Below are 12,347 nucleotides of genomic sequence, written 5' to 3'. Positions count from 1 at the left end.
TTATGCGCCGACCAGTTCCAGCGCGTCGTGGGCAATGACCCACTCCTCGTTGGTCGGGATAACCAGGGCCTTGGTGGAACCAGCCTTGGTGATCTCACCACCCTTGCCGAAGCGGGCAGCCAGGTTGGCGTCGTGATCGACGTTGAAGCCCAGCAGACCCAGCTTGTTCAGGGTGATTTCACGGATCGGAGCTGAGTTTTCACCGATACCACCGGTGAAGACCACGGCATCCAGACGACCGTCCATGGCGGCGGCGTAGGCGCCGATGTACTTGGCCAGGCGATAGCAGTAAACATCCATGGCACGCTTGGCTTCTTCTTTGCTGTCGTAGTTGTCTTCAACGAAACGGCAGTCGGAAGTCACTTCGGTCAGACCCTGCAGGCCGGACTCTTTGGTCAGCATGGTGTTGATATCCGCCACGCTCATGCCCAGCTTGTCGTGCAGGAAGAAGATGATGGCCGGATCCAGATCGCCGGAGCGGGTACCCATGACCAGGCCTTCCAGCGGGGTCAGACCCATGGAGGTATCAACGGATTTGCCGTTCTTGATGGCGCAGACGGAACCGCCGTTGCCCAGGTGGCAGTTGATGATATTCAGCTCGGAAACCGGCTTGTTCAGCTGCTTGGCGGCTTCCAGGCTGATGTAGTAGTGGCTGGTGCCGTGGGCGCCGTAGCGACGGATGCCGTTCTCTTTGTAGAGTTTGTACGGCAGGGCGTACAGGAAGGCTTCTTCCGGCATGGTCTGGTGGAAGGCGGTGTCGAACACGGCCACGTTCTTGTCGGCCAGAGCCGGGAAGATACGACGTGCTTCACGGATACCGATCAGGTGAGCCGGGTTATGCAGCGGTGCATAAGGTACGGCGGCTTCGATGCCGGCGATGACGTCATCACAGATCACAACGGAGGAGGTGAAGCGCTCACCACCGTGAACAACACGGTGACCAATGGCGATCAGATTCTGGGACAGTTCCGGATTGAGCGGCAGGATCTTGTTGACGATGTAGTCCAGCGCTTCCTGGTGAGCGGCACCAGCGCCCAGATCGGCACTGCCTTTCTCGCCATTCAGTTTCCACTTGATGCGGGCGTCGTCGAGGTTGAAACACTCGGCCAGGCCGGACAACAGGTCATCACCGGTGGTTGCGTCAATGACAGCAAACTTCAGGGACGAGCTGCCACAGTTAAGTACAAGAACCAGCTTACTCATGAATAAATCCTATCGCAGATTGGGTTGTGTAGGAGGATGCGTTGGACGCGTTGCGTCCAAAAATTTTCAACTTATCCTTATGAGGGTTGGCAATCTGTTGCTTGCCCCTTGTATAGTGATACAAGACCCGAAATCCAGACGTCCCTGACAGCTCAACGGCAGGCCGTTGGTGCAAAAATTGGGCGTACAAAGGATAACTCGATTGTTGAAAAATAACAAAGTCATCCTCAACCTTTGTTATTGCGCATCAAATATAGTCGAGGTTTTGCCGTTAATACGTTCAAAAAAAGCTCGGAGGTAGCATGAGCATGAACATTTTTGGAACTAAGTTACAGCAAGGCCGTCATTATATGACCCTTTGGCCCCGCCGTCCCGAGCTTAATTCCATGTTTCCGGAGAATCGGGTGATCAGGGCCACCGAATTCGCCCTCAAGATCATTCCGGCGCTGGCGGTGCTCAGCGTCATGCTGCAGTTCCAGCTCGGTGAGCTGCACTACTGGCCTTCCGTCATGACCTCAGTGCTGTTTCTGCTCAGTCTGCCGCTGCAAGGTTACTACTGGCTCGGTCAGCGTGCCGATACCCGTTTGCCTCCCTCCCTTGCCAGCTGGTATCGCGAGATCAACGGCAAGATGAACGAGCAGGGCAGTCATCGCCAACTGGTGGCCCAGCCCCGTTACGAAGAGCTGGCCGATACCCTCAATGCCGCCTTCAAGCAGCTGGACAAATCTTTTCTCTACGAATAGGCGAACAAGGTTTTCCAATCAGACAAAGGCGCCCAGAGGCGCCTTTTCCATCCATGTCGATCAGGCTGCCAATACTTTGCGGATCTCCTGGATGGAGAGCTTGTATTGACGGGGGCACTGGCGCCATACGGTCAGCATGCGCTGGTACTTGTCGCGCATGGCAATGTCGCTCGAAAGCTCGTCACATGGGCACTTGAGCTCGGGGAAACGCTTGTCCACTTCCAGCAGGAAGCAGACGTAGTCGGCCAGCTCCCGCTCCTGGCTGCGGCTGTAGCCGTTGAATTCCAGCCGGCTGGCGGTGATTTCACTCTGATCGGCTCCATCAAGATTGCCCCAGGAGATGGCCAGCGCATGGTGCAGTTCCAGGGTGTCGATCACCTCCTGACAGGTGGCCAGATCCAGATGACCGAAGCTCTTCTCCAGTTCGAGGATCTGCAGGCAGTAGCCGCGCGCTATGATGGTGCTGGCCCGCTGGTAAGACGCCGCTTTCTCCGGATTGAGTTTGGCCAGGATCTCGTACTGGTTGCTCAGGATCAGGCGTTCGGTGTGGCTCATGTTCATGGGCTTTTCTCACTGGAAAATGAAACTGGGGTCACGTTAACCCATATCTCAGATGAATTTTTTGATCTGGCAGGGGAGGTTGGTGAGAAAGCCGGATCGGGAAATCAAAACGGAGCGGTTTCTGGTTAATTAAAAGCAGCGGTTGCGTGCTTGCATGGCGGCGCGAGCTGGTAACAATAAAGGAGTCATCTGGCTTGTGCCGGATGACTTGCCACCAAGGCACCCGACACAGGTGCATGCCAGACCATCACAAACATGACTCCGTCGCTGTGGCCACAGGTCCTGGCAGACGGGGCAACGAAAACGGGGCCGCCAAGATGGCGACCCGGCCTTGACTCATCAGGTGATGCCATCATCACACTGTGAGCCCGGCGAGCGAGACAAGCGAAGGGTCTGCAGTTGCAGGCCCTTTTTGCATGGTGCGTTTTATATGTCTTTGGGCTCAACCCTTGATGAGGTCGAGCACCACCTGATGGTGGTCGCTGGTCTTGAACTTGTCGAAGCGGTGGACGACCTTGCCCTCTTCATCGATGAGGAAGCTCAGACGGTGAATGCCGTCATACTCCTTGCCCATGAACTTCTTCGGGCCCCAGACGCCAAAAGCATCGGCGACGGCGTGATCTTCATCGGCCAGCAGGCGGAAGTTGAGGCTGTCGCGCTCCTCGAACTTCTTCAGGCGCTTTGCCGGATCCGGGCTGATGCCGAGCACCACCACGTTGAGAGCGGCCAGCTCGCTATTGACGTCACGCAGACCGCAGGCCTGGGTCGTGCAGCCAGGGGTCATCGCCTTGGGATAGAAATAAATGAGCACTTTCTTGCCGCGCAGGTCGGATAGACGAACCGGATTGCCATCCTGATCTGACAGGGAAAAGTCGGGGGCCAGGGTGCCAGCGGATAAAGGTTGCATGGATTCTCCTTGGGGTTGGTCGTCAGGCGTGTTTGTTGTTGACGATGAATTCGAACGATTCGGCGCCCAGTTCACGACAGAATCCGGCGAAGGCCGTATCCGAACCGGCTGCTTCTCCCTGCTTGGCCAGATTGAGCTGGAAGCTTGCCTTGAGCAGGTTGTAGGGCTGTTGCTCCAGCGTCATGGTCTGCATGGCCTGGATGTCCCAGCCGTGGTCGCTGAAGAACTGGGTGCACTGGCTTACGATGCCAGGCTGATCCCGGATCAGGATCTCGGCGTTGGCGCTGATGTCGTATTGCAGCGAATGGTGACGCTCGGTGCGCTTCATCATGGTGATGAGCTCCCACTCCTGGCTGCGCAGGGGCAGGCTTATCTCTAGTTGCATCAGGCTGTTCCAGTCACCGGACAGCAGCATGATGAAGGTGAATTCATTACCGAAGATACCAAGACGGCTATCGACAATGTTGCAGCCACACCCACTGACGTGGCGAGTGACTTCATTGACGATGCCATGCCTGTCCGTGCCTATGGCCGTTACGACCAGGTAGTGAGTCATAAATCTTCTCTCGTCCATTAGCTGGTTGTGAATGTGAGTAGAGCGGGAGCGCTCTGGCGACTCTCTGCACTCTGACATGACAACCTTGTTGAGAATGTTGTTGCGGCGAGCCCTGCCTGTGGTGCTCACGACCACGATTTGGCGCATGCTGTTGCGCTCGCGCACAGGGTTTTGTGCCGGATGGTATCATGGCTTGCCCCCTGCCTCCCTTGTTTTTCCAAGGGGGCAGCTTTACCATAACGCCCCTGAAAATCGGGAGAAATATCCATGTTACGCGGTAGTCTTGTTGCGCTCGTTACCCCCATGCTGGCTTCAGGTGAAGTCGACTGGGCCAGTCTGGCCACCTTGGTCGATTATCATGTCAGCGCGGGCACAGCCGCCATCGTTGCGGTCGGCACCACAGGGGAATCGGTGACCCTGAGCGAGCAGGAGCACATCGCCGTCGTGGAAAAAACCGTGGAACTGGCCGCCGGACGCATTCCCATTATCGCCGGTTGCGGATCCAACAATACCGCTCATGCCATCGCCCTTGCCAAACGATTCGCCGAAACGGGCGTGGTGGCGGGTCTCTCGGTTACCCCTTATTACAACAAACCCACCCAAGAAGGCCTCTATCGTCACTATTGTGCGATCGCCGAGGCTAGTGGTCTGCCCCAAATTCTTTATAATGTGCCCGGTCGCACCTGTTGCGATCTCAAACCGGAGACGGTAGCCCGGTTAGCCAGGGTACCCGGCATCATAGGTCTGAAAGAGGCCACCGGGGATCTGAGCCGTACTCCGCTGCTGCGTGAGCTGTGCGGAGAGGAATTCGCGCTTTATAGTGGCGATGATGCCAGTGGATGTGATTTTATGCTGCAAGGGGGAGACGGAGTCATTTCGGTCACCACTAATATTGCAGCGGCCCAGATGGCCGACATGTGTCGTGCTGCGCTGGCCGGTGATGCCGGGCAGGCGCATGACATCAACAATCGATTGATGCCGTTGCATCAGACTCTGTTCTGCGAACCGAGTCCCATCCCGGTGAAGTGGGCCTGCGCCCGACTGGGATTGATTGCGACGGCGACCTTGCGTCTGCCGCTCACCGACCTCACCCCTGAGGGCGAACAAGCGATGACGCGAGCACTGACGACTGCGGAGTTGATGGCGAGTGTTTAAAGCAAATGGAAAGGGAAATGCAGTGCGCCTGGTGCTGAGTGTAGCGACCGTTGCCGTGTTGGCAGCCTGTAGTTCACCCCAGGATCGCAAGATGGCCAACCGTGGTTTCGAGTACGAGGATGCCCGCCTTGAAGGTCGTGCGTTTCTGGTGCCGTCCGGGTTGAGTACCCCCGCCTTTAACAGCAATTTCGACATCCCGGCGTTGCCAGAGAGCAGCCGTGACGGTGCTCTTGGCGCCAAGATTGACGTGCGTCCGCCAGCCCAGCTGCTGACAGTGGTACCGGGCAGTCAGGTCGTTCCCAATGCCAGCGAACCCACAGTGGCCTTCTATGCCCTGAGTACCAATCAGAGTGTGGAGCGCGATACCTGGGCCTTCCTGATGAACTTCCTGGCCCAGTACAAGGTGACCACAGAGAAGCTGGATCAGCAGGCTGGCGTCTTGCAGACCGGCTGGTTTGACAACACCAAGGCCCTCGATGGCTGGAGTGAAGAGGATGATGATTTCAACATCCGCCAGCGTTACCAGTTCACAGTGCGCAACGATGCCCAGCGTCATGCCGTCAACATGTCGGTGCGGGTGCTGGATCACGAAGAGACCATTGATGGCGAGACCACCAATGTGTTGACGCCAGCCGATGCCCAGCGCTACGCGACCCGCGCCTTGAACCAGTTTTCCCTCTATTACGACAAGCAGCTCAAGTCCCGCGAGCAGCACAAGGCCAACGATGGCATGGGCTTGCAGCTGGGTCTGGACAACAACGAGCTGAGTGCCTGGATTGCAGACGGTTCCTTTGATCTGGTCTGGCGTCGCCTCAATCAGGTGCTGCCGGCCTATGGTTTCACCATCAAGGATACCCAGCAGTCCCTGGGCTGGATCGACGTCGAATACGACGAACCGGGCAGCGATTTCTGGAAAGCCAAGGGTGGCGAGCCGTTCAAGCTGGAAGAGGAGAAGTATCGCTTCCAATTGGGCGAGATGGCGGGGGGCAAGACCTCCATTACCCTGTTCGACAAGGACAAGAAGCCAGTGGCGTCCGGCGTCATCTCCCAGATGTACATCAGCCTGTCCGAGGCCTTTGCCAAGGGCTTGGCTGACCAGGCAGCAAAAACAGAATAGAAACAGGGGCCTAGTGCCCCTGTTTTGTTAGGTTAATCCCCCTGTAAATACAGGGTCTGATGCGCTTGATATGTTAACCCCCCAGAAACAGGGGCCTGGTGCCCCTGTTTTATTCCTCCCACAAACAGGAAGTGTTATTAGCCATGAGTCTTGCAGATCAAGTATTGGCGGTGAATGACGATTTGCCGATCCGTACCGATAAACCTGTCCATTCCGGCAAAGTGCGCAGCGTCTACTGGTTGACCCCCGAAGACAGTGCCCGGCTCATAAAAGAGAAAGGCTATGATGTGCCTGCCGATGCGCCGCTCGCCCTTATGGTGATCAGCGACCGCATCTCGGCCTTCGACTGCATCTGGCAAGGTGTCGACGGGCTGAATGGCGTACCGGGCAAAGGAGCTGCGCTCAACGCCATCTCCAGCCACTGGTTCAAGCTGTTCAAGGAGAAGGGACTGGCCGACAGCCACATCCTGGATATTCCGCACCCCTTCGTCTGGATCGTGCAAAAAGCCCGCCCCGTGATGATCGAAGCGATCGCCCGCCAGTACATCACTGGTTCCATGTGGCGTGCCTACAAGGATGGCGAGCGTGAGTTCTGCGGTATTACTCTGCCAGAAGGGCTCAAAAAGGATCAGAAGTTGCCGGAGATCCTTATCACCCCCTCCACCAAGGGTGTGCTGACCGGGCTGGATGGTGTGCCGGAAGCCGATGACGTCAACGTCTCCCGTGCGGATATCGAACGCCACTACCAAGGCTTCAACTTCAGCAAACCGGCTGACATCGATCGCTACGAAGTGCTGCTCAAAGAGGGCTTCAACGTCATCAGCGATGCGCTGGCCTCGCTGGATCAGATCTTCGTCGACACCAAGTTCGAGTTTGGCTATGTGCAGGATGCGGCCGGCAACGAGAAGCTCATCTATATGGATGAAGTGGGCACCCCCGACAGCTCCCGCATCTGGGATGGCGCCGCCCTGCGCGATGGCCAGATCGTCGAGAAGTCCAAAGAGGGTTTCCGTCAGTGGCTGCTCAACCACTTCCCGGATCCGGACATACTGCTCAACAAGAACCGCATGCCTGAACGTTTCGCCCTGGCCAAAGGCAACAAGCTGCCGACCGAGGTGATGATGGATATCTCCAACACCTACGTCGGGATCGCCGAGAAGATCATCGGTCACCCGCTGGTGCGCTCCGCCAATCCGAAGCAGGAGATCATCGAGGTGCTGCGGGATCAGTACGGTCTGATCGACTAAGGGTTGCCGCCTTTTTTTGTCATCGAAAAACAAACGTTTGCCGGTGGTAAAAGGCACACGCCGACCAACAGACGGGCCCCAGTGCGGGGCCCGTTTTTATTGCTGGTCTGGCGGCAAGAGGGCGGCGGCTATCAGCCGTTGACCTTGAACACCTGCCCGGTCTGCACGCCCAGCACGGATTTCTGGTAGGCCAGTGCCACTTTGGCGGCGGGCACCGGCACGAAGCCCGGGAAGAAATCGGCGTATTTGTCCATCGACTCGGTCAGCACGGTCGGGCTCACCACATTGATGCGCAAGCCCTTTGGCAGCTCGCAGGCGGCGGCCTTCACAAAGTGCTCGATAGCGCCATTGATGGTGGTCGCACTGACTCCCCAGTTGATGGGTTCCTCGCTCAGAATGCCGCTGATCAGGGTGATGGAGCCCTTGTCATTCAGATAGGGAATGGCGGCGCGGGTCAGGTTGATCTGGCCCATCAGCTTGCTCTGGAGCCCCACTTGCCACTGCTCGTCGGTCATCTCGGTCAGGCCGTTGAAGGCCACGCTGCCGCTGGCGACGACCAGCGCATCGAACTGGCCCACCTGGGCAAACAGCGCCTTGATGGAGGCGGGGTCACGCATATCAACAGTGGCATCGCCGCGACTGTGACCGACACGGATCACCTGATGGTCCTTGGCAAGCAGTTCACTGACCGCAGAGCCGACGGTGCCGGAGGCACCCACAATCACAATCTTCATCTGTTTCACTCCTGGTTGGGATAAGTCGATTCTAGCGCGATGAAACGGGGGAAAAAGCGCGTAAAATAAACTCATTGTTTCCATATTGGAGCTAATGATGGATATCGCCCATCTGGCCAGCTTTTACGAGGTGGTGCAGCGAGGCAGCTTCTCTGCCGCTGCCGATGTGCTGGGGGTGAGCAAGGGGATGCTGAGCCGCCATGTCAGCGCCCTGGAAGCCGCTCTCAATGCCCAGTTGTTGCAGCGCACTACCCGCCGGCTCAGCCTCACCGAGGCGGGCAAGACCCTCTATTTGCAGACGGGGCAGATTTTCGCGCTAGTCCGGCAGGCGGAAGAGGATATCCAGGCACTGACCGAGGAGGATGCTGGCCGCTTGCGCTTTACCTGTGCGGTCAGCACAGGGGATCGCATGGTGAGCGAGCTGCTTGGCCATTTTGCAGTGCTCTGCCCGGGTGTCGAGGTCGAACTCAACTTCACCAATGTCATGGTCGACATGAGCCAAGGGGAGAACGACATAGCCCTGCGTGCCATGAGCAGCATCCCCGACAACCTGGTGGCGTTGCCACTCGGTCAGCTCAAGGACGTGGTGGTGGCAAGCCCCGCTCTGCTGGTGCGGGAAGGGATTCCTGCCACCCCCTATGAGCTGAGTAGCCGCCCCTGCCTGTTGCAGGGGAGTAACCCCGCCTGGGAGCAGTGGCACTTTCGCAGAGGAGAGGAAGAGGCCCACATTCTGGTGCAAGGCAAGGTGCGGGCCAATCACTACAGTACCGTACTGCAACTGGCCCGCGCCGGCATGGGCTATGCCAAGTGCCCTCTGATGCTGGTGGAGCCCGCGCTGGCCGCGGGAGAGCTGGTGACCGTGCTCGACGGGTGGCAGAGCGGTCTGCATCAGCTCCATGTGCTGCACGCCCAGCAGCGGCGGGTGCCACGCAAGATCCGGCTGTTCAAGCAGGTGCTGGCCCAGTGGTTTGCCGAGCGGCCCTGCTACTTGCTCTGACCGGCGTTATTTTTCTGTCATCTTCGGCTGCTACCCTGCGCCCATCGTAGCGATCAGGAAGATGAGCGAGCATGAAGAGTTATCAGAAGTGGAGTGGTTTGACACTGCTTTGGTCGGCGCTGGGCATGAGTACGGCGCAGGCCGCCGTCGAGGTGGTGGTCCCACCGGATTTCCAGATCCTGGCGGTCAGTGCGGGCAAGCTGCAAGATGAGCAGCACGCCACCCTGGCGGATGGAGAGCAGCAGTTGCTGGTGCGGTATGAGGGGGGGGTCCCGAGTCGCAATAGCAGCGAGAACGATCGGCAGGTGCGATCCGAACCCCAGGTGGTGCGCTATCAGGCCAGCAACCAGCGCTTGACACTGGTGGCCCAACAGCCAGCCGATGAGCAGGCGATGGTGGCCTATGCCAAGGCGCCAGTTGTGACGCTGCAGGCCAGTGGTCAGGCGCTCGCCACTCAGCAGGATGCACTGATGACCAGCGGCATGCTGATCGGTATGGACTGGCGAGCCCGGCTCGAGGAGTACAACCGCAGCGGTGGCAAGGCAGCGTTGACGATGGCCGGAGCGGCAACCACAGTGGCAGCGGGCAAGGCTGTGCCTGCTGTGGCAACCAGCGAGCTGGAGGGGCGGTTGCAGCAACTTTTCTTGCAGGCGGACCCGGAGCTTCGCAAGCGCTTCGTCGGCTGGGCCGTGCCGCGACTTTAAGTTTGCAGCCCGTTGCAGTAACGTGGGGGCTCTCATCGTGCATTGCGCCCACCTTATCCAACGAGGTCTTCATGTTTGAATTGCACACTCGCCTGCAGGCGGATACCCAGCTGCTCGGGGATCTGCCGCTTTGCCGTGTCCTGCTCGCCAAAGACAGCCAGTATCCCTGGCTCATCCTGGTGCCACGGGTAGACAACTTGCGCGAGATCCACCATCTGGCGCCCGCTCAGCAGCAACAGCTGATGCAGGAGTCCTGCGCCGTCGCCACCCTGATGGAACAGGCCCTCAGCCCGGACAAAATCAACATCGGGGCGCTGGGCAATCTGGTGCCGCAACTGCATCTGCACCATGTCGCCCGCTTCACCACGGACAAAGCCTGGCCCGGCCCCATCTGGGGGGCTCACCCCGCTTTGTCATATGACCCGCAGGCCTTGCGGACCCAAGCCGATAGCTGGCGTGCCCGGCTTGCCCATCTGGCCGGTTTCATCCCGCTTTGCGTTGATAATTGAGTCAAGTGAGAGGCGGCTCGCTATTTCAGAGCTCAAGCCGCGCTATCTGTTAGAGTTATGGTATAGATAAGCCCATTTTCGATGTTCAGGAAGGTCCCATGATAGTGACAAGAGCCGACAACGACGCCGTATTGACCACAGAGGATGTGTTGCTGAGTCTGTGCCATTCGGTCACGGGGGTATTGAGTGCGGCGACCCAGAGTCAGGTACGTTTCTCCGGCATGGTGCAGCGCATCAGCAAGACCTGCCTCAAGCCGGATATCGGCTGTTTCGTGCTGTTCGACGGTGGTTTCTCCGGCCTGGTCGTGATCAACTTCTCCGCCTCTGCGGCCATGGAGCTGTACGAGAGCTACATGCTCAGCATGGGCCTCTCCAAGGAAGATCTCGCCATCTCCCACACTTCGGACGAGGTGAGCAACGTCATGGGCGAGTTGATGAACCAGATCGTCGGCAGTTTCACCGTCAAGGTGGGCCGTGATCTGCAGACTCACATTACCCAGAACCAGCCGAAAATGCTGGCGCTGAACAAGCAGGTGATGCTGAGCGTTGACACCAACCTCGACAATCCGGAAGCGCGCCGGGTTACCTTCTTCACTTCCCGCAACAACATCTTCTATCTGGAGCTGGCGATGGACAGGACAGAGTTCATCCGCATTCACAGTGATGGCATGGATGAAGAGGAGCTGGATCCGGATGCGCTGATCGCCCAGACCAAGCTGGCGGCATCCAAGCCAACGCCGGTTGCCGCCAAGGTGGCCAATGAGCACGACGATCTGCTCGATTCGCTCGGTATCTGACGTCAGCCCAGTGCACAAATGCCAAGGCCACCCCATGGGGTGGCCTTGTTGTTGCTGGGATGGACCGGTTTAGAAGTTGTAGAGCAGGCCGGTGCTGACGCGAGTGGCCTGACTGTCGTAGAAGCTGATGTCGGAGTTGGCGGTGGAGTAGGCCGCGGTAAAGGTGGCGGCGAGATCCTTGACGCCGAACAGACTGTGCCAGAAGAAGGTACCGTTGATGGCAAACTCGTTTGCATCGGCACTCTGTCCGAAGATGGGATTCGCCTCGTCATAGTTGCGCTTGCCAGCATAGACGTTGCTGACGATGGACCACTGGGGACCACGCTTGGCGTAGGTCAGCTGCAGACCCGTGTTCTTGAAGCTCTCGGCGCTGCCATCAAGCCTGGCTTGCTTGTACAGGATCGCGGGCTCCAGCAGCTGGTTGCCGCCAAAGTGCCACTGATAGGAGATCTCCATGTCGTGCACCTTGCCGTTGCGATCCAGCATGGAGGCATAGTGGGTGCCGTGGGTCAGGTCATACTGCTGCCCACTGCGCTCTTCATCCAGATCCACTTCCCGGCTGGTGAGGCTGCCATGGAAGTTGCTGCCCCAGATCTTGTCCCAGGTGAAGCGAACTCCTTTTGATTTCACATCGGTGGAGCTGCGATCCACATTGGTGGCGAAGGGATCGCTCCACAGCTCGACCGGCATGGCGTTGAACACCAGGGAGGTGGCGACGATTCCCTTGTCGCCCATCTCTTGGCGCAGACCCAGCTGCTGGGTGAAGTCGAAGCGGATCGCATCCTGGATCAGGTTGCCGAGAAACACCTGGGTACGGGTGTCGGCAAAGGTGTAGCGGATGTCGGCGTTGATGAGGGGAGTCAGACCGCTTTCACTGTCGGGAGAGCCGAGGTCATTGATGCGGCTGTTGCTGTCATCGCCTGCATAGAAGTTGGACTTGTAGCTGACGGCGTTGACCCCGCCGAGCAGGAAACCGGACCAGCCGGACTGCTTGGGGATCTCCCCCAGATCGGCGTGTGCGGCATTGGCTGCCAGCAGGCCAAGACTCAGCAGGGTGAGAGTGCGCATCGGTAAGACTCCTGAAATAACAAGCTGTTGGATGAAATGGCTCGGGATG

At 58.3% G+C, this 12,347-nt stretch carries 14 protein-coding genes; 8 read left to right on the top strand and 6 right to left on the bottom strand.

Going from position 1 to position 12,347, the window contains the following annotated elements; genetic code table 11:
* Positions 1–1,203 carry an acetate kinase gene (locus tag GWQ29_RS13605; protein WP_265463217.1) on the bottom strand — a complete coding sequence of 401 codons (1,203 nt, stop codon included), beginning with the start codon at positions 1,201–1,203 and terminating at the stop codon, positions 1–3.
* A gap of 302 nt (positions 1,204–1,505) precedes the next feature.
* Between GWQ29_RS13605 and yfbV the strand changes: the two genes are divergently transcribed.
* Positions 1,506–1,946 (top strand): terminus macrodomain insulation protein YfbV, encoded by a 441-nt coding sequence (gene yfbV, locus GWQ29_RS13600; RefSeq protein ID WP_275919634.1) that lies wholly within the window; start codon positions 1,506–1,508, stop codon positions 1,944–1,946.
* Between the two features lie 60 nt (positions 1,947–2,006).
* Here the strand turns inward: yfbV and GWQ29_RS13595 are convergent, their stop codons facing one another.
* The 3 genes from GWQ29_RS13595 to GWQ29_RS13585 all read right to left on the bottom strand — a co-directional run bounded on the left by GWQ29_RS13595 (position 2,007) and on the right by GWQ29_RS13585 (position 3,970).
* Positions 2,007–2,507, bottom strand: coding sequence for a YfbU family protein (locus GWQ29_RS13595; protein ID WP_017412149.1), 501 nt, complete (start codon positions 2,505–2,507; stop codon positions 2,007–2,009).
* A gap of 442 nt (positions 2,508–2,949) precedes the next feature.
* Positions 2,950–3,414, bottom strand: coding sequence for a thioredoxin-dependent thiol peroxidase (gene bcp / locus GWQ29_RS13590; RefSeq protein WP_059113126.1), 465 nt, complete (start codon positions 3,412–3,414; stop codon positions 2,950–2,952).
* A 22-nt stretch (positions 3,415–3,436) separates the two neighbouring features.
* A complete protein-coding gene (locus tag GWQ29_RS13585; RefSeq protein WP_265422608.1) occupies positions 3,437–3,970 on the bottom strand; it encodes an ACT domain-containing protein in 534 nt (177 codons plus the stop codon).
* Positions 3,971–4,237: 267 nt separating this feature from the next.
* Here GWQ29_RS13585 and dapA point away from each other — a divergent pair, with 267 nt between their 5' ends.
* The 3 genes from dapA to GWQ29_RS13570 all read left to right on the top strand — a co-directional run bounded on the left by dapA (position 4,238) and on the right by GWQ29_RS13570 (position 7,489).
* Entirely contained in the window at positions 4,238–5,125 is an 888-nt protein-coding gene (dapA, locus tag GWQ29_RS13580) for a 4-hydroxy-tetrahydrodipicolinate synthase (RefSeq protein WP_275919633.1), read from the top strand.
* Positions 5,118–6,242, top strand: coding sequence for an outer membrane protein assembly factor BamC (gene bamC / locus GWQ29_RS13575; protein WP_088814160.1), 1,125 nt, complete (start codon positions 5,118–5,120; stop codon positions 6,240–6,242). The genes dapA and bamC overlap by 8 nt, the downstream gene beginning before the upstream one ends.
* 143 nt (positions 6,243–6,385) lie before the next feature.
* Positions 6,386–7,489 (top strand): phosphoribosylaminoimidazolesuccinocarboxamide synthase, encoded by a 1,104-nt coding sequence (locus GWQ29_RS13570; RefSeq protein ID WP_005311616.1) that lies wholly within the window; start codon positions 6,386–6,388, stop codon positions 7,487–7,489.
* Positions 7,490–7,620: 131 nt separating this feature from the next.
* On the opposite strand, the gene GWQ29_RS13565 is transcribed toward GWQ29_RS13570, so the two are convergent.
* Positions 7,621–8,223 (bottom strand): short chain dehydrogenase, encoded by a 603-nt coding sequence (locus GWQ29_RS13565; RefSeq protein WP_096120109.1) that lies wholly within the window; start codon positions 8,221–8,223, stop codon positions 7,621–7,623.
* Between the two features lie 97 nt (positions 8,224–8,320).
* On the opposite strand from GWQ29_RS13565, the gene GWQ29_RS13560 reads away from it, so the two are divergent.
* The 4 genes from GWQ29_RS13560 (at position 8,321) to GWQ29_RS13545 (ending at position 11,230) form a co-directional block, all read left to right on the top strand.
* Positions 8,321–9,220 carry a LysR family transcriptional regulator gene (locus GWQ29_RS13560; protein ID WP_275919632.1) on the top strand — a complete coding sequence of 300 codons (900 nt, stop codon included), beginning with the start codon at positions 8,321–8,323 and terminating at the stop codon, positions 9,218–9,220.
* A 71-nt stretch (positions 9,221–9,291) separates the two neighbouring features.
* A complete protein-coding gene (locus tag GWQ29_RS13555) occupies positions 9,292–9,924 on the top strand; it encodes a DUF2057 domain-containing protein (RefSeq protein WP_275919631.1) in 633 nt (210 codons plus the stop codon).
* 71 nt (positions 9,925–9,995) lie between these two features.
* On the top strand, positions 9,996–10,433 hold the full coding sequence (locus GWQ29_RS13550) for an HIT domain-containing protein (RefSeq protein ID WP_169046723.1): 438 nt from the start codon (positions 9,996–9,998) through the stop codon (positions 10,431–10,433).
* A 98-nt stretch (positions 10,434–10,531) separates the two neighbouring features.
* The gene (locus GWQ29_RS13545) at positions 10,532–11,230 is read left to right on the top strand and encodes a DUF3334 family protein (protein ID WP_005311626.1); all 699 of its coding nucleotides are present in this window, start codon (positions 10,532–10,534) and stop codon (positions 11,228–11,230) included.
* Positions 11,231–11,299: 69 nt separating this feature from the next.
* On the opposite strand, the gene GWQ29_RS13540 is transcribed toward GWQ29_RS13545, so the two are convergent.
* Positions 11,300–12,298, bottom strand: coding sequence for a DUF2860 family protein (locus GWQ29_RS13540; protein ID WP_034283655.1), 999 nt, complete (start codon positions 12,296–12,298; stop codon positions 11,300–11,302).
* Between the last annotated feature and the right edge of the window lie 49 nt (positions 12,299–12,347).

The sequence above is a fragment of the Aeromonas sp. 2HA2 genome (genome assembly GCF_029237345.1).
Classification (GTDB): Bacteria; Pseudomonadota; Gammaproteobacteria; order Enterobacterales; family Aeromonadaceae; genus Aeromonas; species Aeromonas salmonicida.
This window is presented reverse-complemented; position numbering and strand designations above follow the sequence as displayed.